Here is a 23951-nt window from a genome sequence, read left to right as displayed (position 1 = left end):
CCGAGCCTTTTTCTTTCGACGCTTTGGTTTAAATTCCCAATCAAACGGCTGCGCCTTCCCTGCGCGCCGCTCCCGAGGAAAACCATGTCCAATCCGCTGCTCAAAAGCTGGAACGCGCCTTTCGGCCTTCCGCCCTTCAAGGAAATTCAAAGCGACCATTTCCGCCCCGCCTTCGACGCGGCCCTCGCCTCTCACAAGGTCGAGATCGCGGCGATCGCGCAAAACCGCGAGGCTCCGACCTTCGCGAATACAATTGCCGCTCTCGAGCGCGCAGGAAAGCCGCTGACGGACGTGAGTTCGGTATTCTGGAACCTCACGGCGACGGACGCGAATGCGCAGCTTCAGGATATAGAGCGGGACATGGCGGCGGCGCTGTCGCGGCACGCCAGCGAAATCTCCATGAACCGGGATCTCTTCCAGCGCATCGACGCGCTGTACGAGAAGCGCGCGGCGCTCGGCCTGACGCCGGAGCAGATTCGCGTTCTGGAGCTCACGCACAAGAATTTCGTGCGCGCCGGCGCGAAGCTGGATGAGCGCCAGCAAGAGCGGCTCAAGGCGATCATGGAGCGCCTCGCGACGCTCTCGACGCACTTTTCGCAAAATGTGCTCGCCGATGAATCTTCCTGGCTGCTGCTCGCCGAAGAAGGCGACCTCGAGGGGCTTTCGGCGGATTTTCGCGCGGCGGCGGCGCGGCTTGCGGCCGAGCGCGGCGCGCCGGGGAAATATGCGATAAGCCTCGCGCGCTCGAGCGCCGAGACTTTCCTGCAAAGCGCCGCGCGTCGCGATCTGCGCGAGACCGTCTATCAGGCCTGGACGCGCCGCGGCGAGAATGGCGGCGAGACCGACAACGCTGCGATCATCCGCGAAATCCTGGCCTTGCGCGAAGAGCGCGCCAAGCTTCTCGGCTTCGAGAGCTTCGCCGATTACAAGCTCGACGACACGATGGCGAAGACGCCGCGCTCGGTGCGCGACCTTCTCGATCGCATATGGGCGCCCGCGCGCGCGCGGGCCGCAGAGGAACGCGCGGCCATTCAGGCGCTCGTCGACGCGGAAGGAGCGAATTTCAATGTCGCCGGCCATGACTGGCGCTATTACGCCGAGCGCGTCCGCAAACAGTCTTACGACCTCGATCAGACCACGCTGCGCCCCTACTTCCAGCTCGACAGGATGATCGAGGCGGCCTTCCATGTCGCCGAGCGGCTTTTCGGCCTGCGTTTCATCGAGCACGAGGGGCTCGATCTTTATCACCCCGACGTGCGCGCCTTCGAGGTTCAGGATCGCGACGGCCGACATGTGGCGCTCTTTCTCGCTGATTACTTCGCCCGTCCCTCGAAGCGCAGCGGCGCCTGGATGTCGGACTTCCGCGCGCAGCACAAGCTCGATGGCGAGGTGCGGCCAATCATCGTCAATGTGATGAATTTCACCAAGGGCGCAGACGGCGAGGCCACGCTTCTCAGCCTTGACGACGCCCGCACGCTGTTTCACGAATTCGGCCACGCCCTGCACGGCATGTTGTCGGACGTGACCTACCCGCTGGTGTCTGGAACGAATGTCGCCCGCGATTTCGTCGAATTGCCGTCGCAGCTCTTCGAGCATTGGCTGCTCGAGCCTGCCGTGTTGAAGCAGTTCGCGCTGCACGCCGAGACCGGCGCGCCCATGCCGGACGATCTCCTCCAGCGCATCGTCGCGTCGCGCCATTTCAATCAGGGCTTCGCGACCGTCGAGTTCTGCGCGTCGGCTTATGTCGATCTCGACATTCACCAGGGCTTTAGCGGGGATGTCGGCGCCTTCGAGCGAGAGAGTCTCGGCAGGCTTTCCATGCCGGAGGAAATCGCCATGCGGCACCGGCTCCCGCATTTCAGCCATATCTTCTCGGGCGACGGCTATTCGGCCGGCTATTACAGCTATCTCTGGGCCGAGGCCCTAGACGCCGACGCTTTTGAGGCTTTCAAGGAGACGGGCGACCCTTTCCATCCGGAAGTGGCGGAGAAGCTCAAGAGCTTCATCTATTCCGCCGGCGGCCGGCAGGACGCGGCCGAGGCCTATATGTCCTTCCGGGGCCGGATGCCGACCGCAGAGCCGCTGTTGCGCCAGCGCGGTTTCTCCGCTTGATGCGAAAAAGGCCTGCGCATGTCGCGCAGGCCGCTTTCGCTACGCTCAGTCCTCAGCGAACAGATCGAAGTGCCGGTTGATCCCGGCCTGCACGAGATTGCCGTCGAATTTGGTGCGCGTCGCGAGGCCATAATTATAGGCCACATTCGGCAGTCCGACATTGGCGCCGCTGAACCGCAGGGCGTTGTAGCCGGTCGCGGTCGCATTGCCGAGATTGTAGTAGAGATACTCCGCCTTGGCGCTCCAGTTCGGCATGAACATCCATTCGACGCCGCCGCCCGCCGTCCAGCCGATCAATGAATCCGCAAATTGCGCGCTCGACAGCGTCCAGTTCGACACGGTCGGATTGCCATTCGGCGCCGTGAACAAGGCGGTGTTGGAGATGACCCCGCCATAGGCGAGACCGCCCGTGCCATAGAGCTGCAGCGTCGCGGTCGGCAGATAGCCGAGCCGTCCGCGTATCGTGCCGAGATAATTCAGCGTCGTCGTGCGCTGTCCGTAATTGACATAGCGCGTCTTGCCCACGCCGATTACCGAGCCCTGCATCGTCGTGTCGGTATTGCCCGAGACGCCGCGCAGATCGGCTTCGAGGCCCGCGACGACGCCGGGATCGAAGCGCCAGTTCGCTCCCAGCTGGAGGCCGCCGACGAAGCCCGCGAGGCGGTTGCCGCCGTCAAGCAGCCGCGACGCCTGAGCAATCGGCTCGCTGGCCACAGTTGGCGAGACGGCCGCCGTCACTGTCTGGGTCGTCGGGTTCGACCAGGCGCCGCCGCCGTTCAGCCCCACGTAAATATCGCGCCAGCTCGGCGCCGGCGGCTTCCCGCCCGGCCCCACCGCGCCCCAAAGCTGCGTGACCGGGTCCTTGGTGATCGGCTGGCCGTCGCCGAAGGCATTGGCCGTCGCTTCGAGATAGAAGAAGTCGGTCGGCTTCGAGGTCAGGCCCCAGGTCGTGCCGGTCTGCGTGACGCCAAAGGCCGCATTGGAATAAGGCGCCGGCCATTGCTGGAAGGCGACCGGCGGCGCGAAGCTCGACGTGAACGAACCTGGCCAGAAGCGCGCATAGCTCGCCGTGATGTTGACGAATTGCGACAGCTTGTAGCGGGCGCGAATGTCGAACTCCGTGCCGAGGAAATTGCCCCTGTTGCCGAGCGGCGCGAAAAGATTGGCCCGGTCCCAGGCGTTGGCGGGGCTCGCCAGCCAATAGGCGCTGAAGGCGGTGTCGATCTGCAGATTCTTCGCCGGCGTGAATTCGAGGCGAATCTTCGGGTCCTTGATGTTGTTCCAGGCGAAATAGTCGTTGCGCGAGAACGGCTGGTTGAAGCCGTAGAAAATATCGAAGTTGCTGTTTGAATAGTTGAAGGGGCTGCCGCTGCCCGAGCCATAGACATAGACCGTGCTGATGCGCGGTTTCCACGGATGGTCGGAGAAAGTGTAACCGAGCTCCAGGCCCCAGGCGAGCGCGTTGAAGGGCACGGTCACTTCGGCGCTGTTCTGCGCGGTGACCTGCGCGATGGAGGTCGGAGTGAATTGAATGGCTGTGTTCGTGCCGAGATAAGGCGCCGCCGTTTGCAGGCGCCCGACGGCGCCGAACTGCTTGTTGATGTCGAAGTCGTAGTCGAAATTGCCGATCACGCCATACATGCGCAGGCCCGGCGCATAGGTCTCGCGATGCGTCTTTAGCGCCGTCGAGGGATTGGACGGATCGCCATATTGAATGCGACCGAGGTAATAGGGCTGGACCGTCACATATTCGGAGAAGCGGCGGAAGCTGAAGACGCTGCCGTAAACCCAGTTCTGCCAGTCGGGACGGTCGAACTGATAGGGCAACCGAACGACCGGCCGCATGAAGAAACTGTCGAGATCCCAGTCGTTGTCCTTCTTGCCGACCTTGACGCGGAATCCCTCGAAATTATTCGTCGTGTTGCGAAACTCGTTTTCCGCGATCAGGCGGCGATCCAAAAGTTCGAAATGGAAGCGGCCGGCGCGCACGGTGAGCGGGCGGTCGTTGCCGCGCGGGTCCTTGCCGAAGGCGTCCTTGAAATAGAGTTCGCCATAGGCCGAGATCAGATCGGTCTGATTGATCTCCTGTCCCTGCAATTGATAGATGCTGTTGAAAGCGCGCGAATCCTGAAACTCGACCACGGCCCGGAACGGGTCGAGGATGTTCTGGATGCCGAGATAGACCCTCGTGCGCGACAGCCAGAGCGAGTTCGGGAAATAACGCCGCTGCGACGTCGGCGGCGAGGTCGTCGTGTCGGTCCAGGGCCGATAATCATTCTGGCGATATTCGAAGCGCACGCGTGAATCGAGGCCGACATTGAGCCAATCGATTCCTTCGAACTGCGGATAGGTCCTGGCAAGATTGCGCACATAGGGGGGAATCTCCGGCTGCGGCTCAAGACGATAGCCGCGCGTCGGCACGTAGTAACTTTTCTTTTCTTCCGGCTTCTTCTCTTCGGGCTTGGCCGCGCCGGTCTTGGCCGCGGCAGTCTTGGCGTCGACGCCCTTCTGCGCGCCCGCCTGCTGCCCGCCCTTCTGCGAAGATGCAGCCTCTTTCACCGACTCCGGCGCCTTCCCCTCTTCGGCGCGCACAACCCCGGTTGAAACCGCAAGAGCGGCGACGGCCGCGCCGAGCTTCAAATGTCGCAACTTTGCCATTGGGTGCATTCTCGCTTCTTCGTCTTCTTTTAGCCTATTCGCCGGCGCTGCGCGGCGGCGTCAGCCTGACTGAGTTCAAGTCAACTCTACACCCGGATTATTGTCTAGCGATTTAATGGACTAAATGAACTTGACTGCGACGCCGTTGCGAAAGAGCAACACTTGCCTCTGCGCGACGAGACGCGCATGGGCGCCAGACGCTTATTTCTGCAAGACGAAGAAGAGCCGGGGATAGCGCAGCAGCACCTTGCCGTTCGGCTGCCGCGGATAGGCCTGAGCCAATCGTTCCCGGTATTGCGCCAGAAAATCGGCGCTCTCCTGCGGGCTCAGCAAATCGAGAAAGGGACGCAGGCCCGACCCCTCGAACCATTGAACGACATCGTCCGGCCCCTCCAGCGGATGCACATAAACGGTCTTCCAAATGTCGATGAAGCGGCAGAGCGGCGCGAGGAGATCGTAATATTCCTCGGCGTGGCCGATCACGGTGAGCGATTTTGCGACCGGCACCAATCGATCGGCCCAGGGGCCATCCGCCGCAACCATCCGCATCGCCGCATGGGATGGTTCGTAAGTGTTGTCGGGCATCTGCACCGCAAGGCGACCGCCCGGCGCAAGCGAGTCCACGAGGCGCGTGATCAGCCTGCGATGGTCGGGCAGAAAATGCAGAGTGGCGTTTGCGAAAATGACGTCGGCCGATGCTGGCGGACGCCAGAGCGCAATATCCTCCTTGAGGAAACGCGCCGCCGGCACGCGGGCGCGGGCGACGGCGAGCATATTGTCCGACTTGTCGACGCCGACGATTTCGGCCCCCGGAAAATTCCGGGCGAGAAGCTCCGTGCTGTTGCCGGGCCCGCAGCCGAGATCGAAAATGCGTCGCGTTTCACAATAGGGAATGCGGGCGAGAAGATCGCGCGCGGCGCGCGTGCGCTCTTCCTCGAATTTCAAATAGAGGTCGGAGTTCCAGTCCTGCGCGGCGCGGCGGGTTTCCCCGCGTATCGTTGCGGCGGCGGTCAAATGCCTTCTCCCGCGTCGATGAAATCTTCTTCTTCGCTCGCGGGAAAGATGCGCGCATTGGCGAGCGTCAGCGGCACGCGGTCGCCGGGCGAGGCCGCTTTTTCGAGCGGCGAGTCGATTTCGAGCGTCTGATCGTAGCCGTCGATGGCGATTCTCGCGCGCACTCCGGCCGGCGTCCGGCGCAGGCTTTCGACGCGCCCCTCGAGCTCGCCCTCGCCCTGGCTCGCGACGGCAATGTCGGCGGGTCGGAAGAACACCCGCGCCGGGCCGCTGCGCAGCCCATGCGTGTCGATGTGCAACTCCCGACTCCCAAACTTCACATGCCCCTCGGCGATCGTGACCGGAAGCGCCACCGCCTCACCCACAAAGGAAATCACGAAAGGCGACGCCGGATTGTCGTAGAGCTCCGCCGGGGAGCCGATCTGCTCGATCCTTCCTTCGTTGAGCACGACCACGCGGTCGGCGAGCTCCATGGCCTCGTCCTGATCATGTGTGACGAAAACCGTCGTCAATCCGGTCTCCTTGTGCACGTCGCGCAGCCAGCGACGCAGATCCTTGCGCACGCGCGTGTCGAGAGCGCCGAAAGGCTCGTCCAGCAGCAGGACGCGCGGCTCGATCGCCAGCGCGCGCGCCAGAGCGACACGCTGACGCTGGCCGCCGGAAAGCTGGGCCGGAAACCGTTCGCCGAGCCCCTCGAGCTGGACGAAGCGCAAGAGCTCCCCGACCCGCGCCGCAATGCCCTCGCGCGACGGGCGCAGCCGGCGCGGCCGCACCCTGAGGCCATAGGCGATATTGTCTGCGACCGTCATATGTTTGAAGAGCGCGTAATTCTGGAACACGAAACCGACGCGGCGGTCCTGAACGGGAAGGGCCGTCGCGTCCCTGCCGTCGAAATAGACCTGCCCGCGGTCGGGCGTATTCAACCCCGCGATCACGCGCAGCAATGTCGTCTTGCCAGATCCCGACGGGCCGAGAAGCGCCACGAGCTCTCCGGGCCGAATGTCGAGGCTGACATTTCGCAGAGCAGGGAACGCCCCGAAATCCTGCTCGACGCCCTCGATGCGGATGGCGGCGCCCTGCGACGCCGGGTCAGTGGCGCCTGCCGCGTGCGGCGAGCGCGTCAGCGTGACGCCATTCGAGGAAGGTCTTGAGGCCGAGGGTGACCAGCGCAAGACCCGCCAGAAGGACCGAGAGAGCGAAAGCGGCGACATTGTTGTACTCATTGTAAAAAATCTCGACTTGCAGAGGGATCGTATTGGTGAGGCCGCGGATGTGGCCGGAGACGACCGAGACCGCGCCGAATTCGCCCATGGCGCGCGCGTTGCACAAAAGCACGCCGTAAAGCAGGCCCCATTTGACGTTGGAGAGCGTCACCGTCAGAAAGGTCCGCAGACCGGAGGCGCCGAGCGTCAGCGCCGCTTCCTCCTCGACCGTTCCCTGCTCCTGCATCAAAGGGATCAGCTCGCGCGCGACGAAGGGGAAGGTCACGAAAATCGTGACGAGCACGATGCCGGGCGTCGCGAAGATGATCTGCACGCCGTGCGCCGCGAGCCATTTGCCGAACAGGCCCTGCGCGCCGAAAACGAGGACATAGATCAGGCCCGACACCACCGGCGACACCGAGAAGGGCAGATCGATGAGCGTGATGAGAAGGCTCTTTCCGGGGAACGCGAACTTGGAGATCGACCAGGCCGCCGCGAGGCCGAAAAGCAGATTAGCTGGCACGACGAGGGCGGCGACGAAGAGGGTGAGCTTCACGGCGGCGACGGCGTCGGGTTCGCTGAACGTGTCGAGAAAGGCGCCATAGCCCTTGCTCAGCGCCTCGGTGAAAACCACCGCGAGGGGCGCGAAGAGGAAGAGGAGCAGGAAAATCACGGAAATCGCAATGACGGCGAGACGCGCGACGGGCGCGTCCTGCGCCACGGACCGCGCCTTCGCCCTGGCGCGCGCGTGAGGAGGGACAACAGCCAGCTCAGACATGACCGAACCTCCTCCGGCTCCAGGCCTGAACGAGATTGATGAGGAGGAGCGCGACGAAGGAAATGGCCAGCATGATGGTCGCAATGCCGGTCGCGCCGGCATAGTCATATTGTTCGAGCTTCACGATGATGAGCAGCGGCGCAATCTCCGAGACATAAGCGATGTTGCCGGAGATGAAGATCACCGAGCCATATTCGCCGACGCCGCGCGCGAAGGCGAGCGCGAAGCCGGTCAGGAGCGCCGGCGCGAGCGGCGGCAGCAGAACGCGCGCGACCGTCTGAAGCCGGGGCGCGCCCAAAGTTGCGGAGGCTTCCTCGAGCTCTGTTTCGAGCTCGCCCAGAACCGGCTGCACGGTGCGCACGACGAAAGGCAGGCCGATGAAAATCAGCGCGACGAGAATGCCCCAGCGCGTGAAAGCGATCTTCACGCCGAGCGCCGCAAGCGGCGCGCCGAACCAGCCATTTGGCGCATAGAGCGCGGCGAGCGAAATGCCCGCGACGGCCGTCGGCAGGGCGAAGGGAAGATCGACGAAGGCGTCGAGCAGGCGCCGGCCCGGAAAGCTGTATCGGGTGAGCGCCCAGGCGACGATCAGGCCGAAGACGAGATCGACGGCCGCCGCCAGGAAAGACATCAGGAAAGTGACGCGCAACGCGGCGGCGACGCGCGGCTCCGCGGCGATCTGATAGAGGCCGGACAGACCGAGCCCCGAGGACCGCCACACGAGCGTCGCCAGCGGAAACAGCACGACGAGCCCCAGATAAAGGAGCGTATAGCCGAAGGTGAGGCTGAAACCGGGGATAACGCTCGGCGCCGTGAAGCGCCGAGCGTAACGGCCTGCGAAGGTCGGGGAGGTCACTTCGCGGGCTCTTGTTTCTGAATATCGTCGAAGACGCCGCCGTCGGCGAAGAACTTCTTTTGAGCCGACGCCCAACCGCCGAAGCTCTTGTCGACAGTGATGAACTCGATCTTCGGAAGCTTCTTGAGATCTTCCTTGGCGGCAAATTCGGGATGCGCCGGGCGATAGAAGTTTTTCGCGATGATCGCCTGGGCTTCCGGCGCGTAGAGGAAATCGAGATAGGCCGCCGCGAGCTTCCTGCTCCCCTTGGCCTCCGCATTCGCGTCGACGATGGCGACCGGCGGCTCGGCGAGGATCGAGAGCTTCGGGGCGACGATCTCGAATTTGTCAGCTCCGAATTCCTTCAAGGCGAGAAACGCCTCGTTTTCCCAGGAAACGAGCACGTCGCCGATGCCGCGCTGCGCGAAGGTGATGGTCGAGCCGCGCGCGCCCGTGTCGAGAACCGGCGCATTTTTGTAAATCGCCTTGACGAACTCACGGGCCTTCGCCTCGTCGCCATTGAATTTCTTAAGCGCATGGCCGTAGGCGGCGAGGAAATTCCAGCGCGCCCCGCCCGACGTTTTCGGATTGGGCGTCACCACCGCGACGCCCGGCTTGGCGAGATCGTCCCAGTCCTTGATCCCTTTCGGATTGCCCTTGCGCACCAGGAAGACGATCGTCGACGCGTAGGGCGCCGAATTATTTGGAAGGCGCTTCTGCCAGTCGGCGGGGATCTTTCCGGTCTTTCCTGCGATGGCGTCGATGTCGGCGGCGAGCGCCAGCGTGACGACGTCGGCGGCGAGGCCGTCGATCACAGCGCGCGCCTGCGCGCCCGAGCCGCCGTGCGAGACCTGGATTTCGGCGGCCTCGCCAGTCTTGGCCTTCCAGTCGGCGGCGAAGGCCGGATTGATCTGTTTGTAGAGTTCGCGCGTCGGATCATAGGACACATTGAGAAGCGTCTGCCCGACCGACGCCGACGGCGCCCCGAGGAGGCCGACGCCGACGCCGGCGACGGCCACGACTCGAAGAAGCGAACCGAGCTTCCCCCTAGGCTCTATCATCATCTGACTCCATCTATAAGACTTACATAGTCTATAGCTGGAATAGACTAGCAGGCAAGCGGTTTTTCGGCTGGCCCCTAACAGCCGGCTGGCTGCGCCTACTATTCGATGAATTTCATGACGTCTGCGAGGGTGATGGCGATGACGCCGTCCGCGGCCACGCGTCCAAGGCTGTATTTCTCGCTCGCGACGGATTCGAGCTCAGGACGATCCGCATCGAACTGCGCGCGCAGCTCATCCTCCTCCTCGGGAACGCCGAAATCTCCTTCGAGCGCTTCGTCAGCGACAAAGACGCGCACGGTCTGCTGCGTTCCCGCAACCCGCATGGAAAACGAGAAGCCGCTGTCGTCACGGATCACTTCTGACTCGATGTGCTCAAGCGGCATCGGCGCGCGCCTCCTGCTTTCAATCGCAAAAGAAATCCGCGCCCGCCCTTTTTGTTCCGTTCTAGGACATTTCAAGACGGTCAGGCCGCGTCCATGGCGCAGCAATCGGAGATGGCCTCGGCCCCGGCGAGCCCGATCCAGCGGCGCACGGCAGCGGGATCGAAGCCGGACTCGCAGTGATCGCCGACACGCATGAGCGGGCGGCGGATCAGGCCGGGATCGAGAATCATCATCACGAGCGCCGCCTGCGGCGTGACGGCGTCTGGGTTGACCTCGCCCGACGTCACGCGTGGGGAGGCCGCGTTGAACCATTCCGGCACCGGCTTCGCGCCGAAGAAAGGGCGAAGGCTCGGCGCGCTCCAAGGTTCGCGCAAGAGATCACGGGCGTCGACCTGATGGCCGGACGCGAGCAGCAAGGCTTTCTGTCTGGCGTTACTGGCGCAGCCGGGCTTTTCGTAGAAGATCACGTTGGCCATAGCGGCCTCCTCTCCGTGGCGATATGGCCCCAGCCTATCGACCGACGGATTTTACCGCGCAAGGCGCGCCGCGTGGCGCCCGAATGGCGTGCAAGCCACGAGGCGCCTCGCATTTATTTCTCGCATCCTGCTCGGGAAAGCGCCGCCCGTCCGGTTCAGCGTCCGAGCCCCCAGATGATCGAGACCCGCTCGCGCACCTGCTGCATGCCGGGCCGGAGGGGAACGGAAGACGCGGCGGGCGCGGCGGCGACCCGCGCTTCATAGGGCCGCCCCATCGGCTCGTCTGGGAGGGGACGGATCTCGATGACGCGGCCGAGGCGCAAGCCCGCGGCCTCGGTGTAAATGCGGGCCCGCCGCTCGGCGTCCTTCACGGCCTTCGCGCGCAGCTCGTCGCGCTTCTCGTCGAGGTTGGAATGGTCGTAATCCACGCCCTCGAGACTGTTGGCCCCCTTGTCGATCACGCGGCCGACGATGTCGCTCGCCTTTTCCGCCGGCTTGACGAAGACCGTGAGCATATTGCTCGCGCGGTAGGTGGGCCCCGGCCGCGGCTTGCCCTTGGCGTCGCGCTCGTCCGTGTAAACCGGCGCGAGGGAGACGCCCTGCGTCTGAATATCCGCGTCGGCGACGCCCATGGTCCTGAGGTCGGAAAGAATGGCGGTCATTGTGGCGGCGTTGTCGGCGGCCGCGGCGGCGGCGGTCGGCCGGTCGGTCACGACGCCGAAGCGAAGGATCGCCCGATCGGGCGCGACATCCTCCGACGCCTCGCCGACGACCGCCACATTGGGGACCGAATCCTTAAGGGAGTCAGCGTGAGCCTGTCCGACAAGGAGCAGCGAAATTGCGAGAATGATGCGAATCATGGTTCACCCTGAGCTGCGCCGCCGCGGCCCCAAAAGAGCCGGCTTGCGATTTTAGAGTCAGTCCTTAAGAAAAACTTGGCAAAGTTCTTCGATTGCCGCCGTCCCGTCCGCATGGCCGCGCGTTTTCCGCCGGCGCATGGTTCCATGTGGCTGAAAAGCACGGTAGTCCAGTTCAACCTTACAGGAACCAAGCGCGGCCGTCCCGCGCCGCGAACAGGCCTCATGCCCCTTCTTTATCACTACCCGCTCTGCCCGCATTCCCGCTTCGTCCGGCTGATCCTCGGCGAGTACGGCCTCGCCGCTGAACTGATCGAGGAACGCGCTTTCGATCGGCGGCCGGAATTCCTCGCCCTCGATCCGGCCGGCCGCACGCCCGTCCTTGTGGACGACGACGGCACGATCGTCCCCGGCGGCGTGATCGCCGAATATCTCGACGAGACCTATGGGGAGGCGCGCGGCCCGCATCGGCTGCTGCCGACCGAGAAGCTCGCCCGCATCGAGACGAGGCGCCTCGTCGACTGGTTCAACGTCAAATTTTTCGAGGAAGTGACGGGCTGGCTCGTCACGGAGAAGGTCTACAAGCGGTTCTCGCCGCAGGGCGGCGCGCCCGACATGGACCTGGTGCGCGTGGCGCGCGCCAACATCCGCCACCACATGCGCTACATCGGCTATCTCACGAGCCATCGGAACTGGCTAGCGGGGGACCGCCTCTCCTACGCCGATTTCGCCGCCGCCGCGCATCTTTCCTGCGCCGATTATCTCGGCGACGCGCCCTGGGAGGAGGACGAGGCCGCAAAGCACTGGTATCAGCGCATCAAGTCGCGCCCGGCCTTCCGCCCGCTGCTCGCCGACCGCGCGCCGGGCATGGCGCCCGGCCCCTTCTACGCGCTGATGGATTTCTAGCGCCCCGCCAGGGGCGGTGGCCCCAGGTGAGCGCGAGAGCGGCGCGCGCTATAGTCGCTCGACATGACACTCGAGAGCGCGATCCGCGCCCACGCCCTTTCCCTCGGCTTCGACGCCTGCCGCATCACGGCCGCCGAAGCGGCCCCCGAACTCGGCGCGCGGCTGCGCGCCTGGCTCGCAACGGGCGCCCATGGCGATATGGGCTGGATGTCCGAAACCGCCGACCGTCGCGCCGACCCGAAGGCGCTGTGGCCGGAGGCGAGAAGCGTCGTCATGCTTGGCGCAAATTACGGCCCCGCATCCGACCCCCTTGCGGCGCTCGCGGCGCGGTCCGCCGGCGCCATCTCCGTCTATGCGCGCCACCGCGATTACCACGACATCGTCAAAGGCCGCCTGAAGCAGCTTGCCGCCTTCATGCTCAAGCGCGCGGGCGGCGGCGACGTGAAGGTCTTCGTGGACACGGCCCCCGTGATGGAGAAGCCGCTCGCGCAGCGGGCGGGGCTCGGCTGGCAGGGGAAGCACACGAACCTCGTCTCGCGGGAGTTCGGCTCCTGGTTGTTTCTTGGCGCCGTCTTCACCACGCTCGACCTCGCCCCGGACGCGCCCGAGCGCGACCATTGCGGCGCCTGCCGCGCCTGCCTCGACGCCTGCCCCACTCAGGCCTTCACCGGACCCTATCGGCTGGATGCGAGGCGCTGCATTTCTTATCTCACCATCGAGCACAAGGGGCCGATCCCCCGCGAATTCCGGGCGGCCATGGGCAATCGCATCTATGGCTGCGACGATTGCCTCGCCGTCTGTCCCTGGAACAAATTCGCGCAAGTCACGCGGGAAGCGAAGCTTACGGCCCGGAGCGATCTCGAACGCCCGCCGCTCGCCGAACTCGCGCGCCTCGACGAGGCGGGCTTTCGCGCCTTCTTCTCCGGTTCGCCGATCAAGCGCATCGGCCGCGCGCGCTTCCTGCGCAATGTGCTGATCGCGATCGGCAACAGCGGCGAACCGGCGCTCGCCGAAGAGGCGGAGCGGCTGCTCGGCGACCCCGATCCGCTCATCCGCGGCGCCGCCGTCTGGGCGCTGGCGCGGCTCGCGCCCCAGCGCCTCGTTGCATTGCAAGGACAACGCGTCGCGGAAACGGCGCAAACGGTTCGCGACGAATGGGCAGAAGAGACACAGTTCCCTAAAAAAACAGCGCGGGCGTGAGAATATTTGCGTTGCAGCACACTTGTCTCCGGGGGAATCGGGCTAATCTGAAAAGTAGACAGTTTCCGAGCCGCGATTGGCATGATCACCTTTTCGAGACGCCCCGCCGAAGACCCTGCCCAGGAAGCCGCGCGCCTTTTGCTCCGGCTCGGCGTCTTCATGCTGTTCGTGATCGCCCTGCCGGCCCCGATTTTGGCCCGCCAGACGGTCTATATCCTCCTGCCGGTGGGCGCGGCGCTGCTGCTCGCCTCCGCGGTCTTGTCGAATAATGGCGACTCTGGCGGATCGTTGCGCGCCCTGCTCCGCTCGCCCCCGGTCTGGGCCGCGCTGCTGCTCGGGCTCTGGGCGGGCGTCTCGCTCATCTGGACGCCCTTCGAGGGGCCCGCCGAGCGTTTCGCCAAGGCGGCGGCGACCATGGCTCTGGTGGCGGCGGCGGCAGGGCTCATGCCGCTGCGCACAAAGACCTCCAACCTCAATCTCCTGCCGATCGGCGTCGGCGCGGCGGCGGTGGCGCTCGTCTGGGTGACGCTGGCGCTCGCGCCGAAATATACGGTCGAGGACATTCTCGACGTCGGCCCGCTCGGGCGCGCCGGTCTGGGCCTCGCGCTGCTCGTGTGGCCGGGGATGGGGGCGCTCGCCGTGCGCGGCCACTGGGTCTGGGCCGGGGCCCTCGGCGCCGCGACCGTCACGGCCTGCGTCCTCGCTGGCGCTCCCAACGCCTTGCCCGCGCTCATGGGCGGCGCCTTCGCCTTCGCCGCCGCCTTCGGCCGCGCCCGCAGCATGTCCGCTCTGCTGGCGGCGCTGATGGCGGGGATCGTGCTGCTTGCGCCGCTCGCGGCGCTCGCCGCTCATGTCCTCTGGCCCGACCAGGCGCAGGGCTTCTTCCGCCATCTCGCCTTCTGGGGCCATATGATCGCCAGCGATGGGTGGCGCACGCTGCTCGGCCACGGCTTTGGCGCGGCGACCTGGGGGATGCTGGGGGGCTATCTGCCGCCGATGACGCCGCGCAGCCTCGTCTTCCAGATCTGGTTCGACCTCGGCGCGGTCGGCGCGGCGGCGCTGGCGCTGGTGCTCGCGCGCGCCAGTCTGGTGGTGGGCGAGGCGCGGCCCGCCCTCGCGCCTTTCCTGCTCGGGGGGCTGGGCGCCGGCTTCGTCATCTGCCTCCTCGGCCCCGCCGCCGAGCAGCTCTGGTGGCTGACCCTCGCGGGGCTCGACGCCATCGCCTTCGCTCTGGTAATGCGCGGCCAGTTCCGCAAGCGCCGGCCGGTTCTGCCGATCGGCCTCGGAGCCGCCCCGGCGGACGACGCCGCCTGACGAGAGAAGACATTGGCCGAATATCCTTCGCTGACTTCCGCGGTCGAGCCGCTTTCGCTCGGCCAGCCGGTCGTCGCCGGCGCCTGGCTCGGCGACACGCCCGCCTTCGCGCTCGCCGACGGCGCCATTCGTCTCGGCGAGGCCGAGGAGAACCGCCTCGCGACGGCGCACCCGGACGCCGCGATCCTGGTCGCGACGAGCGACGGGCGCCGCCTGATCACCGGCGGCGACGACGGGCGCGTCGTCGCCACCACTGCGGCGGGGGAGAGTGAGACGCTCGCCGACGAAAAGGGCAAATGGATCGACGCGGTCGCGACCCATGAGGGCGCCGTGGCCTGGTCGGCGGGGCGCAACGTCCGCGCCCGCTCGGCCAAGGGCGAGGTCAAGTCGCTCGACCTGCCCTCGACCTGCCGGGGCCTCGCCTTCCTTCCCAAGGGCTACCGCCTCGCCGCCGCCCATTACAATGGCGCGACGCTGTGGTTCCCCAACGCCGGCAAGCCCGAGCTCCTGACCTGGAGCGGCTCGCATCTCGACGCGACGATCTCGCCGGACGGCCGCTTCCTCATCACCTCCATGCAGGAGAACACGCTGCACGGCTGGCGCCTCGCCGACGCCAAGCACATGCGCATGGCCGGCTATCCGGGCAAGACGCGCAGCCTGTCCTGGTCCTTCGACGGCAAATGGCTCGCGACCTCGGGGGCCGACGCCTGCATCATCTGGCCCTTCACGGGCAAGGACGGGCCGATGGGACAGGCCCCGCGCGAGTGCGGGGTGCGCGCCAATGTGCCGGTCACGCGCGTCGCCTTCCACCCCGGCGCGCTGGTCGTCGCCATCGGCTTCGACGACGGGCTCGTGATGCTTGCCCGAATCACCGACGGGTCGGAAATTCTCATCCGCAAACCTGCGGAGGAGTCGAAAAACGCCCGCATCAGCGCCCTCGCCTGGGACGCCAAGGGCGCGCGGCTGCTCTTTGGGGCGGAAAATGGCGAGGCCGGCCTGCTCACCCTGCCCAAAGGGTAACGTCAGGGCCGCCAGAGAATTTCGCCGATTCGCTCATCAGGCCAGACCAGAACGGCCGCCTTCGACCGCAACGCCTTGGCGCTCGCCGTATGGGGCTCCTCGAAATAGCGGCGCATGGCGGCCGTCGGCGTCTCGTCCGTCCAGGCGGCGATGTCGCGCCACAGCACATCCACGCGCCGCCCCGAATATTTCGCCGGATCGAGCGGGCTGCGCCCGAATTTTGAAGGCCCGAAATCCGCCGTGAAAGGCTTGCGGTTCCACAGGGACGCGCCCGCCGGGCGCGCGAAAAAGGCCCAGAGGTCGAAATCGTGGACGCCCGCGCTTTCATCCGGGCGGAGAAAGTGATCGGCGGCGCCCTGGCACAGGCAGAGGCCGAGAAGCCGCCCCTCGTAAAGCGCGCGCTTCGCGGGATGTCGCAGGAAGGCGGCGTCGATGCGGGCGCGCGCGATGGCCGCGAGCCGGCGCAGGTCGACGATCTCGATCGTCTCGAAACTGCGCGCGCCGAGAGGCGCCCTGCTCATGTCGTTGTGGCGTCCACTCCGGCCGCCTCCCCTGGAACGCCCGCCGCCCTCGCGGGGTTGGAAGTCAGTCTTCAACCGGCGACACATCGGGCCCGAGCCATGACCAATAAAGCTGAAAGCGATCCGCATCGCCACGTCCGCGACATGTCCATGCATCTTCAGGAGACGATCGACCGCCTGCGGGAGGACATAGACAGGGTCGACGAGCCGCAGCTCAAGGCGATGTTCGAGACCTCGGCGGAGGTGTTGTGCGGCCTCAAAAAGGCCTATAGCGACTACGAACAGAAGAAGGAAAGCGCCTGGCCGGGCGGGAAAGAGCTGCACAGCTGAGGCCGCGACAGCAAGGGCGGAGGCGGTTTGACGAAAATCCCCAAGCTCCTGTCGATCGCGGGCTCCGACCCTTCCGGCGGGGCCGGCGCGCAGGCGGATCTGAAAACCTTTTCCGCTTTTGGCTGCTACGGCATGGCGGCGATCACCGCCCTGACCGCGCAGAACACGCGGGGGGTGACGGCGGCCTGGCCCTTGGCCCCTGACATCGTGGCCGCCCAGATTTCCGCCGTCATGTCCGACATTCCGCCCGACGCAATCAAGATCGGCATGGTCGCGACCCCGGAGATCGCCGCCGCCGTCGCCACGGCGCTGGGCGAGGGGCCGCGCAATGTGGTGCTGGACCCCGTGCTGGTTCCGACCCAGGGCGCAAGCCTCGCCGCGCCGGGGCTGGAGCGCGCCCTGATCGTGACGCTGCTCCCCCTCGCCCGGCTCGTGACGCCCAATGTCTTCGAGGCGGCGGCGCTCACCGACACCCCTTTGGCGCGCGGCGTCGACGACATGGCCGCGCAGGGGCGTCTGCTGATCGAGGCGGGCGCGCGGGCCGTTCTGGTCAAGGGCGGCGATCTCGCCGGCGCGCCGGTCGACGTGCTGGCGACAGACGGCGAGACGAGGCTTTTCCACGGCCGGCGCGTCGAGACCCGGCACACCCATGGCACCGGCTGCGCCCTGTCCTCGTCCATCGCGGCCGGCCTCGCAAAGGGCGACGCGCTCATCGACGCCATCGCCGCCGCCAAAGTCTGGCTCGAGGGCGCGCTGGCGGCGGCCGAGGCGCTCGACCTCGGCGAGGGGCGCGGGCCGCCGCATCATTTCCATGCGATGTGGGGCCGCTAAGAGGCTCCATTGGGGAGACTACGTATTCAGCCCCAAGGGACAGCAAGTTAAGGTGAAGACGTTTTTCAACAGGGAGGCTCCGCCATGACGGCGACGACTTTCTCCTCCGCGCTTTCGACCGCGAACAGGGACAAGTTTTTCTATCCCGCCATGGCCGTGGCGATGGCCGCCACCGTTTTCGTCGGCTTCGCGCCAACCTTCTTTCTCAGGACGCTCTCCGATTCGCCGCCGCTGCCGCCGCTCCTGCATTTGCACGGGGCAGCCTTCGCGGCCTGGTATGTGATTTTGATTCTCCAGGCGACCCTCATCACCAGGGATAGGCCCGATCTGCACAAAAAGCTTGGCCTCGCCGGCTTTGGGCTCGCGGCCGTCATGGTTGTCCTCGGCGTGATGGCGGCGGTCCACGCCATCAGAACGAACCACACGCCGCCCGGCCTCGATCCGCGCTCTTTTCTCGTGCTGCCTTTCTTTGGCGTCACCGTTTTCGCGATCCTCGCCGGCGCCGGATTTCTCCTGCGCAAGCGTCGAGAAACGCACAAGCGGCTGATGATGCTCGCGAGCATCGCCATGCTCGACGCGGCGATCGCCCGCATTCCGGGCGTCTTCGCCTTTGGCGGGCCGCTCGCCTCCTTCGGCCTTCAGGACCTCTTCGTCGTCGCCTGCATCGGCTACGACGTCGCGACGCGGCGGCGCGTCCATCCCGCCTATCTCGTCGGCGGGCTCTTCATTCTGGCCATGCAGCCGCTGCGCATCGTCGTCTCGACGACGCCCTGGTGGCTCGCCTTCGGAGACTGGCTGAAGGGCTGAGCGATCAGCCGCTCAGCGCCGCCTTCACCGCCGCGCTCGCCTTGGCGAAATCCATGCGGCCGGTATATTTCGCCTTGAGCGCGGCGACGACCTTGCCCATGTCCTTGATCGAGGCCGCGCCCGTCTCGGCGATCGCCGCCGTCACCGCTTCCGCCGCCTCGGCTTCCGAAAGCTGCTGCGGGAGATAAGCGGAGATCACGGCGATCTCGCTCTTCTCCTTGTCGGCGAGATCGGCGCGCCCGGCCTTTTCGTAAATGTCGAGCGATTCCTGGCGGCTCTTGATCATCTTCTGGAGCAGCGCCAGAATGTCGTCCCCGGTCAGGGTCTTGCCGACGCCGCGCGCCTCGATGTCCTTGTCCTTCAGGGCCGCGTTGATGAGCCGCAAGGCGTCGACCTTGGCGCGGTCGCCCGCCTTCATTGCGTCCTTCAAGTCCTGTGTGATCTTCTCGCGCATAGGGTTTCCATTTGGGGAGCGGATGGATTACATCCACTTGGCTGAAATTCTTCAAGCGTCATGGTCGGGCTCGTCCCGGCCATCCACGCCGGCGGGTGTTGACGCGCCCGGCGCTCACGCGATGCGGATTAATCGAGCATCGGAGATGGATGCCCGCGTCGAGCGCGGGCATGACGCGCGGCCGGGCGGCTGTCAATAGCCGCCCCGGCGAAAGGCGACGGACGGAAAGATGACCCTCGATCAGGACAATGGCTGGACGAAGCCGGTGCATACCGGCGTGCTGGTGCTCGCGAGCGGCGAAGTGATCGAGGGTTTCGGCCTCGGCGCCGTCGGCGAGGCCGTGGGCGAAGTCTGCTTCAATACGGCGATGACCGGCTATCAGGAAATCCTGACCGACCCCTCCTACGCCGCGCAGATCGTCACCTTCACTTTCCCGCACATCGGCAATGTGGGCGCCAATGAGGAGGACGTCGAGACCGTCGACATGGCGAAAAGCGCCGGGGCCGTCGGCGCGATCTTCGGCCAGCCGGTGACCGAGCCCTCCAATTTCCGCGCCGAGTCGACCCTCGCCGACTGGCTCGCCCGGCGGGGGATCGTCGCGCTCTACGGGATCGACACGCGCGCGCTCACCGCGCTCATTCGCGAGCGCGGCATGCAGAACGCCGTGATCGCCCATGCGCCCGACGGCAAGTTCGACCTCGCCGCCCTCAGGGCCAAGGCCGCCGCCTGGCCGGGGATCGACGGGATGGACCTCGTGCCCTCCGTCGGCGCGCGGGAGCGTTACGACTGGAAGGAGACGCCCTGGCGCCTCGGCGCGGGCTATGGCGCCCGCGAGGGGCAGGCGCGTTTCCGCGTGGTCGCCATCGACTATGGCGTGAAGCGCAACATCCTGCGCCTGCTCGCGGATCAAGGCTGCGAAGTCATCGTCGCGCCCGCCACGGCGAAAGCCTCGGAGATTCTGGCTCTGAACCCTGATGGGGTCTTTCTCTCCAACGGCCCCGGCGATCCTGCCGAGACCGGAAAATATGCGACGCCCGTGATCCGCGAGCTGCTGGCGGCGAAGGTCCCGACCTTCGGCATTTGCCTCGGCCATCAGATGATGGCGCTCGCGGTCGGCGCGAAGACCAAGAAAATGCCGCAGGGCCATCACGGCGCGAATCATCCGGTGAAGGACTTCACCACCGGCAAGGTCGAGATCGTCTCCATGAACCACGGCTTCGCCGTCGACCGCGACAGCCTGCCGTCCAACGCCGTCGAAACCCACCGCTCGCTCTTCGACGGCTCGAACTGCGGCATTGCGCTGACCGACCGCCCGGCCTTCTCGGTGCAGCACCACCCCGAATCCTCGCCCGGCCCGCAGGACAGCCACTACCTCTTCCGCCGCTTCGTCGAGATGATGGAGAAGTCGAAGGCGGCGTAGCCTCCCGCTCGTTCTGGCGCGGATGGCCGGGGCAGGCCCGGCCATGACGGCCGAGTAAGCCCTACCCCACCGCCGTCGGGCCCGCGCCTGTCGCGGGGATCCATGCCCCCCCCACCGTGTGGTTGGCCGGAAAAGCCGAGAGCGCCCACGGCCCAGAACCGAGAAGTTGCATCATCGAAGATCCGGCGCGCAACTTTGCGCAGCATGCTCGGCCTCGTACGCTACGATAGGTCTTTCATCCTCGCTATGGCGCGCGGTCGGCTAAGCTAAAGATGCACCTCCGTTTTGGCATCAAATTCCTTGCCTCTCTCGCCCTCGCCCTCGGGCTTGCGGCCCTCGTCTCGCTCGCCCTGAAGCCGGAACTGCGCGCGGCCCTTCTCGCGGCGCTCAACGACCCCGCCGATCTCCCCGTCCTGCCCACCGATTCACGCGTGCATTTCGAGCCCGGCGCGCGCGCCTGCGCGGAGACGGTCGCCGCCGTCCTTGCCGGCGCGGTCGCCAAGATCGAGGCCGAGCACGGGCGCCCCTTCTCCCGGCCGCCGATCGTCGGCGTCTATGAGGATTTCGACGCCTATGCCCGCGCCAACGGGCTGAACGACAGCCTCGTCGCCGCGGTCTCGCGCGCGGGGCGGGCCGTGCTCTCGCCGACGCTGTGCGGGAGCGAGCGCGCGCGGCTGGCCAGCGTGCTGACGCATGAACTCTCGCATGTGCATTTCTTCGGCTGGCGCCCGCGCCGCGCGCCGCGGCCGCCGCAATGGTTCACGGAGGGGCTCGCCGTTCTGGCCTCGGACGGCGGCGCGGCGGAGAGCGTCAGCGACGCCGAGGCGCGCGAGGCCATCCGGCGCGGTTTCGGCGTTCTTCTGGATAATTCCTCCTGGATGAATTTCCCGTCCATCCCCTTCGCGGCCGAACCGCCCTGCGACGCGGGCTGCGATCCGCGCGCCTTCCGCCAGCGGCTCGCCTATCGGCAGGCGGCGCTCTTCATCGGCTGGCTGCGCGAGAGCGACAGAGACGCCTTCTCGCGGCTGATGCGGCGGCTCGAAAGCGGAGAGGATTTCGGCTGGGCCTTCGAGGACGCTTTCGGGGCCGCGCCCGCGGCGCGATGGCGCGCATTCGCGGCGAGCCTTCAGGCTTCCCGGTAGAAGACCAGCATCAGCCCGGCGAGGATGAAGGCGACCGGCCAGACGAAGCCGGCGATCTTCTTCGCCTCGCCGTCGAGCCGCAGCTCCAGCCAGCGCGACCAGCCGGCCGCGACGCCGACGAGCGCGAGCGGCGTATGGGTGATCTCGATCAGGGTCTCTTCCTTGAGATTGGTCAAGGCGTGCGAATGGGTCAGCAGAAAGGCCGCCGCCGTCGCCGTGCTGATCGGGAAGACGTACGGAGCCCACCACTTTGTCACGCGCCCGAGCCTCACCCGCCACTCGAAGAGCCCGAAGGCGACGATGAGCAGCGTCAGCAGCCGGTGCTGGGCGATCTCCGGATCGCGCAGGCTTTCGATCAGGCCCAGGCGTCCCAACGGCCAGACGGATTCGTCGGCGCGCAGGAAGAGAAAGCCGGCGAGCCCGATGAAGACCAGCGGCCAATGGCGCATGATGGGGGCGAGGCGTCGGCTCATGCGCTCCAGAAGCGCCATGACGCCCATGGCGACGACGAAAAGCCCGGCCCAGTGATGATTATATTCCGACCAGGCGATGTCGGCGGCCCGGCGCGGCTGTGTTCCCGGCGGCAGGTCCTTCGTCGCCTCGGCCGGGAGCGCCGCCGAGAGCGCCTCGAAATCGGGACTGTCCAGCCGCACCGGCAGGCGCGGCTCCAGCCGGTCGACGATTTCGGCGAAGCTCGCCCGATCGTTGGGGAGGTCGCGCGCCGGCGGCAGCGAAGCGAGCGAGGCGGCGCAGAAGATCACCGTCAGGCCGACCCCGATCTCCGTCTCGGCGAAGCGCCGCGTGCGCAGCAGCGGTCCGGCCGGCTCGTTCCTGAGCTTGCGCACGGCGAGGAAATTGAGCCCGCCGAGAAACAGCAGCCCCAGGAACAGGACGATCTTGGCGCTGAGCATGACGCCATAAGAGGCGCCATACAGGGCCTCCGGCGCGCCGACGTAATAGGCCGCCATCAGAAGTCCGCCGGCGAGCAGCGCGGCGACGGCGCCCGCGGCCATCACCGAGAAGCGGCTTGCAATCTCGGCGCGGGCGCGGGGATCGGCCACGTCGGTCAGCGCCATGAGAAAATAAGGAATGCCGCCGATCCAGACCGCCGCGCCGCCCATGTGGAGCAGTTCCGCGCCAGCGAGCGCGAGGGCGCCTTCGAACTGGCTGACGGCATGGGTCGCGCCCGCCTGCACGCCAATGAGCAGCGCCGCCAGCACCGGCGCCGCCGAGCGGATCGCCACGCCCCCGCGCCGGCCGCGCCAGGCCGAGAGGGCGACGACGGCGCCGAGAAGCGCCGCCATGAGATCGACCGCGACGGCGCGCGCCTCAGCCGCCTCGCGGACGGGAATATCGAGCGTGCCGGCGAGCATCAGCGTGAGCGAGGCCGCCGCCAGCGCCTCCGCGGCGACGAGACCGCAGGCCGACAGAAAGACGAGCCGCAAAGCGCGGCGCTCCAGCACAGCGCCCGAGGGGCCGAGCGCATCGGCGAGCGGCCAGACTAGCAGCAGCAGAAAGGCGAGCCCGCCGACCGAAACGGACTGCGCGGCGAGGATGAACCCGCGCAGCACCACACTGAGAAAGCCGTAGATCTCGATGAAAAGCTGCATCGTCAGCGGTCGACCCGGAAAGGAATATCGCCTTGCGAAATATGCCCGTCGGGGCTCAGCGTCTGCCAATGCAGGCGATAGCTCCCCGGCGCGAGACCCGTGGCCCGCGCCTTCAGCATATCTTCAGAGGCAGACTCGTCTAGCGGCAGGGAAACGGCCGCGCCCTCGCGGCCGAAAAGCTTGATATGCGACCGCCCGGCGTCGATCCGGCTGTTGAAGCGGATTTCGATGGCGAGCTCGCGCCCCGACACGATCGCGTCGGGGCGCGGCGTGGAGTTCAGCACGATGGCGTGCGCCTCTGCGCCGCCACCCGTGAGGGCGAGGCACGCGACGAGGCTAACAAGTCGGAACAGTCCCATGATTTCGACCCGCGGCCGCCCGGTTGAGCCGAGCCGTAGCTGCTTAGCCGATTCCGAGAGAGGGGAGCAATGCCTCGCGGGGTCGCGCGCCCGCCAGAACCCGCGCCGTTCGAGCGGCCCGCCTAACGGCGCGCCGCGGTCGGGGCCGACGCGCGCATATGGGGCTCCCTTGAAAGACGGCGCTCATACAAGGCCTGCCACGCGACCGGAAACGCCTGCGCGACTCTCTGCTGCGCCATCTGCTTTTCGATTGGCAGCAATCCGAGCATTCCCAGCAGCGGCAGCCAATCCTCCATATCGAAAAATTGGTCCAGGGGCGCAGCCAACGCCCCGTCGACCTGCATGAACTGCCTGGGCAGCGCCTGGGTCGAAACCGGCGCGAGAACAACCGGATTTATCCGCCTTTGGGCAAGCGTGGCGTCAGCCGACGCAAGTGCGAAAACGATCCCTAAAAAAAGGGCCGGCGGGCGCGTCAAGTGAGAGAAGGCCATGCCCGTTTCCCTCCGCTTGGGACAGCCGCGGCTGCGCCTGTCGCGGGCGCATGCGCCTGCCAGGCTGCATGCAAATCTCCCGCAACGAAGGCAGATAGAGCCCCCGGCTGAATATCCAACGCCCGCCCGCGCCGAAAGGACGCTGTTTTTTCCACAGCGAGCCGATT

The 23951-nt window shown here is 66.4% G+C and carries 24 protein-coding genes; 10 read left to right on the top strand and 14 right to left on the bottom strand.

Annotated features, from left to right (window positions below; translation table 11 throughout):
• The first annotated feature begins 84 nt into the window (after positions 1-84).
• Positions 85-2112 (top strand): M3 family metallopeptidase, encoded by a 2028-nt coding sequence (locus WOC76_RS08210; protein ID WP_341387940.1) that lies wholly within the window; start codon positions 85-87, stop codon positions 2110-2112.
• Between the two features lie 45 nt (positions 2113-2157).
• Here WOC76_RS08210 and WOC76_RS08205 read toward each other — a convergent pair whose 3' ends face one another.
• The 9 genes from WOC76_RS08205 to WOC76_RS08165 all read right to left on the bottom strand — a co-directional run bounded on the left by WOC76_RS08205 (position 2158) and on the right by WOC76_RS08165 (position 11382).
• Entirely contained in the window at positions 2158-4779 is a 2622-nt protein-coding gene (locus WOC76_RS08205; protein ID WP_341431366.1) for an alginate export family protein, read from the bottom strand.
• Between the two features lie 192 nt (positions 4780-4971).
• Entirely contained in the window at positions 4972-5784 is an 813-nt protein-coding gene (gene tam, locus WOC76_RS08200) for a trans-aconitate 2-methyltransferase (protein ID WP_341107694.1), read from the bottom strand.
• A complete protein-coding gene (locus WOC76_RS08195) occupies positions 5781-6956 on the bottom strand; it encodes a sulfate/molybdate ABC transporter ATP-binding protein (RefSeq protein WP_341107696.1) in 1176 nt (391 codons plus the stop codon). Before WOC76_RS08195 ends, tam begins: the two co-directional genes overlap by 4 nt.
• On the bottom strand, positions 6874-7764 hold the full coding sequence (gene cysW, locus WOC76_RS08190; RefSeq protein ID WP_341107698.1) for a sulfate ABC transporter permease subunit CysW: 891 nt from the start codon (positions 7762-7764) through the stop codon (positions 6874-6876). The genes WOC76_RS08195 and cysW overlap by 83 nt, the downstream gene beginning before the upstream one ends.
• Positions 7757-8620, bottom strand: coding sequence for a sulfate ABC transporter permease subunit CysT (cysT, locus tag WOC76_RS08185; protein WP_341107699.1), 864 nt, complete (start codon positions 8618-8620; stop codon positions 7757-7759). The genes cysW and cysT overlap by 8 nt, the downstream gene beginning before the upstream one ends.
• Positions 8617-9660: a sulfate ABC transporter substrate-binding protein gene (locus tag WOC76_RS08180; protein WP_445730677.1), complete on the bottom strand. Its 1044-nt coding sequence runs from the start codon at positions 9658-9660 to the stop codon at positions 8617-8619. Before WOC76_RS08180 ends, cysT begins: the two co-directional genes overlap by 4 nt.
• Before the next feature lie 101 nt (positions 9661-9761).
• Entirely contained in the window at positions 9762-10046 is a 285-nt protein-coding gene (locus tag WOC76_RS08175) for a DUF1488 family protein (RefSeq protein ID WP_341107702.1), read from the bottom strand.
• An 80-nt stretch (positions 10047-10126) separates the two neighbouring features.
• Positions 10127-10522 (bottom strand): hypothetical protein, encoded by a 396-nt coding sequence (locus tag WOC76_RS08170; RefSeq protein ID WP_341107704.1) that lies wholly within the window; start codon positions 10520-10522, stop codon positions 10127-10129.
• Between the two features lie 155 nt (positions 10523-10677).
• On the bottom strand, positions 10678-11382 hold the full coding sequence (locus WOC76_RS08165) for an SIMPL domain-containing protein (protein ID WP_341107706.1): 705 nt from the start codon (positions 11380-11382) through the stop codon (positions 10678-10680).
• 222 nt (positions 11383-11604) lie between these two features.
• Here WOC76_RS08165 and WOC76_RS08160 point away from each other — a divergent pair, with 222 nt between their 5' ends.
• The 4 genes from WOC76_RS08160 (at position 11605) to WOC76_RS08145 (ending at position 15819) form a co-directional block, all read left to right on the top strand.
• Positions 11605-12285 (top strand): glutathione S-transferase family protein, encoded by a 681-nt coding sequence (locus tag WOC76_RS08160; RefSeq protein WP_341108817.1) that lies wholly within the window; start codon positions 11605-11607, stop codon positions 12283-12285.
• 63 nt (positions 12286-12348) lie between these two features.
• Complete coding sequence (queG, locus tag WOC76_RS08155) at positions 12349-13485, top strand: tRNA epoxyqueuosine(34) reductase QueG (RefSeq protein ID WP_341107707.1); 1137 nt, start codon at positions 12349-12351, stop codon at positions 13483-13485.
• Between the two features lie 81 nt (positions 13486-13566).
• Complete coding sequence (locus WOC76_RS08150) at positions 13567-14799, top strand: hypothetical protein (protein WP_341387931.1); 1233 nt, start codon at positions 13567-13569, stop codon at positions 14797-14799.
• 12 nt (positions 14800-14811) lie between these two features.
• Entirely contained in the window at positions 14812-15819 is a 1008-nt protein-coding gene (locus WOC76_RS08145; RefSeq protein WP_341107710.1) for a WD40 repeat domain-containing protein, read from the top strand.
• Between the two features lie 2 nt (positions 15820-15821).
• On the opposite strand, the gene WOC76_RS08140 is transcribed toward WOC76_RS08145, so the two are convergent.
• On the bottom strand, positions 15822-16340 hold the full coding sequence (locus tag WOC76_RS08140; protein ID WP_341107712.1) for a hypothetical protein: 519 nt from the start codon (positions 16338-16340) through the stop codon (positions 15822-15824).
• A gap of 99 nt (positions 16341-16439) precedes the next feature.
• On the opposite strand from WOC76_RS08140, the gene WOC76_RS08135 reads away from it, so the two are divergent.
• The 3 genes from WOC76_RS08135 to WOC76_RS08125 all read left to right on the top strand — a co-directional run bounded on the left by WOC76_RS08135 (position 16440) and on the right by WOC76_RS08125 (position 18308).
• Positions 16440-16670 carry a hypothetical protein gene (locus WOC76_RS08135; protein ID WP_341107714.1) on the top strand — a complete coding sequence of 77 codons (231 nt, stop codon included), beginning with the start codon at positions 16440-16442 and terminating at the stop codon, positions 16668-16670.
• Positions 16671-16697: 27 nt separating this feature from the next.
• Entirely contained in the window at positions 16698-17501 is an 804-nt protein-coding gene (gene thiD / locus WOC76_RS08130; protein WP_341107716.1) for a bifunctional hydroxymethylpyrimidine kinase/phosphomethylpyrimidine kinase, read from the top strand.
• A gap of 84 nt (positions 17502-17585) precedes the next feature.
• On the top strand, positions 17586-18308 hold the full coding sequence (locus WOC76_RS08125; protein WP_341107718.1) for a hypothetical protein: 723 nt from the start codon (positions 17586-17588) through the stop codon (positions 18306-18308).
• A gap of 4 nt (positions 18309-18312) precedes the next feature.
• Here the strand turns inward: WOC76_RS08125 and WOC76_RS08120 are convergent, their stop codons facing one another.
• Positions 18313-18762 (bottom strand): GatB/YqeY domain-containing protein, encoded by a 450-nt coding sequence (locus WOC76_RS08120; protein ID WP_341107720.1) that lies wholly within the window; start codon positions 18760-18762, stop codon positions 18313-18315.
• A gap of 229 nt (positions 18763-18991) precedes the next feature.
• On the opposite strand from WOC76_RS08120, the gene carA reads away from it, so the two are divergent.
• Together carA and WOC76_RS08110 are read left to right on the top strand one after the other, a co-directional pair.
• Entirely contained in the window at positions 18992-20182 is a 1191-nt protein-coding gene (carA, locus tag WOC76_RS08115) for a glutamine-hydrolyzing carbamoyl-phosphate synthase small subunit (RefSeq protein WP_341107722.1), read from the top strand.
• 272 nt (positions 20183-20454) lie between these two features.
• Positions 20455-21324, top strand: a complete 870-nt coding sequence (locus WOC76_RS08110; protein WP_341107724.1) for a hypothetical protein — start codon at positions 20455-20457, stop codon at positions 21322-21324.
• Here the strand turns inward: WOC76_RS08110 and WOC76_RS08105 are convergent.
• From WOC76_RS08105 to WOC76_RS08095, 3 genes are all read right to left on the bottom strand, one after another.
• Entirely contained in the window at positions 21309-22934 is a 1626-nt protein-coding gene (locus tag WOC76_RS08105) for a copper resistance D family protein (RefSeq protein ID WP_341107725.1), read from the bottom strand. The two genes, WOC76_RS08110 and WOC76_RS08105, sit on opposite strands and share 16 nt — an antisense overlap.
• 2 nt (positions 22935-22936) lie before the next feature.
• A complete protein-coding gene (locus tag WOC76_RS08100; RefSeq protein WP_341107726.1) occupies positions 22937-23293 on the bottom strand; it encodes a copper resistance CopC family protein in 357 nt (118 codons plus the stop codon).
• Between the two features lie 122 nt (positions 23294-23415).
• Positions 23416-23637, bottom strand: coding sequence for a hypothetical protein (locus WOC76_RS08095; protein WP_341107728.1), 222 nt, complete (start codon positions 23635-23637; stop codon positions 23416-23418).
• Between the last annotated feature and the right edge of the window lie 314 nt (positions 23638-23951).

This window comes from Methylocystis sp. IM3, from assembly GCF_038070105.1.
Lineage (GTDB): Bacteria > Pseudomonadota > Alphaproteobacteria > Rhizobiales > Beijerinckiaceae > Methylocystis.
Note: the sequence above shows the minus strand (reverse complement) of the source record. Positions and strands in the feature narration are given on the sequence as shown.

Bases quoted from the DNA above. Each gene is read 5' to 3' on its own strand.
- WOC76_RS08210 (WP_341387940.1), top strand. From the start codon at position 85: ATGTCCAATCCGCTGCTCAAAAGCTGGAACGCGCCTTTCGGCCTTCCG.
- WOC76_RS08205 (WP_341431366.1), bottom strand. From the start codon at position 4,779: ATGCACCCAATGGCAAAGTTGCGACATTTGAAGCTCGGCGCGGCCGTC.
- cysW (WP_341107698.1), bottom strand. From the start codon at position 7,764: ATGTCTGAGCTGGCTGTTGTCCCTCCTCACGCGCGCGCCAGGGCGAAG.
- WOC76_RS08180 (WP_445730677.1), bottom strand. From the start codon at position 9,660: ATGATAGAGCCTAGGGGGAAGCTCGGTTCGCTTCTTCGAGTCGTGGCC.
- WOC76_RS08175 (WP_341107702.1), bottom strand. From the start codon at position 10,046: ATGCCGCTTGAGCACATCGAGTCAGAAGTGATCCGTGACGACAGCGGC.
- WOC76_RS08170 (WP_341107704.1), bottom strand. From the start codon at position 10,522: ATGGCCAACGTGATCTTCTACGAAAAGCCCGGCTGCGCCAGTAACGCC.
- WOC76_RS08165 (WP_341107706.1), bottom strand. From the start codon at position 11,382: ATGATTCGCATCATTCTCGCAATTTCGCTGCTCCTTGTCGGACAGGCT.
- WOC76_RS08160 (WP_341108817.1), top strand. From the start codon at position 11,605: ATGCCCCTTCTTTATCACTACCCGCTCTGCCCGCATTCCCGCTTCGTC.
- queG (WP_341107707.1), top strand. From the start codon at position 12,349: ATGACACTCGAGAGCGCGATCCGCGCCCACGCCCTTTCCCTCGGCTTC.
- WOC76_RS08150 (WP_341387931.1), top strand. From the start codon at position 13,567: ATGATCACCTTTTCGAGACGCCCCGCCGAAGACCCTGCCCAGGAAGCC.
- WOC76_RS08140 (WP_341107712.1), bottom strand. From the start codon at position 16,340: ATGAGCAGGGCGCCTCTCGGCGCGCGCAGTTTCGAGACGATCGAGATC.
- WOC76_RS08135 (WP_341107714.1), top strand. From the start codon at position 16,440: ATGACCAATAAAGCTGAAAGCGATCCGCATCGCCACGTCCGCGACATG.
- WOC76_RS08125 (WP_341107718.1), top strand. From the start codon at position 17,586: ATGACGGCGACGACTTTCTCCTCCGCGCTTTCGACCGCGAACAGGGAC.
- WOC76_RS08120 (WP_341107720.1), bottom strand. From the start codon at position 18,762: ATGCGCGAGAAGATCACACAGGACTTGAAGGACGCAATGAAGGCGGGC.
- carA (WP_341107722.1), top strand. From the start codon at position 18,992: ATGACCCTCGATCAGGACAATGGCTGGACGAAGCCGGTGCATACCGGC.
- WOC76_RS08110 (WP_341107724.1), top strand. From the start codon at position 20,455: ATGCACCTCCGTTTTGGCATCAAATTCCTTGCCTCTCTCGCCCTCGCC.
- WOC76_RS08105 (WP_341107725.1), bottom strand. From the start codon at position 22,934: ATGCAGCTTTTCATCGAGATCTACGGCTTTCTCAGTGTGGTGCTGCGC.
- WOC76_RS08100 (WP_341107726.1), bottom strand. From the start codon at position 23,293: ATGGGACTGTTCCGACTTGTTAGCCTCGTCGCGTGCCTCGCCCTCACG.
- WOC76_RS08095 (WP_341107728.1), bottom strand. From the start codon at position 23,637: ATGCAGGTCGACGGGGCGTTGGCTGCGCCCCTGGACCAATTTTTCGAT.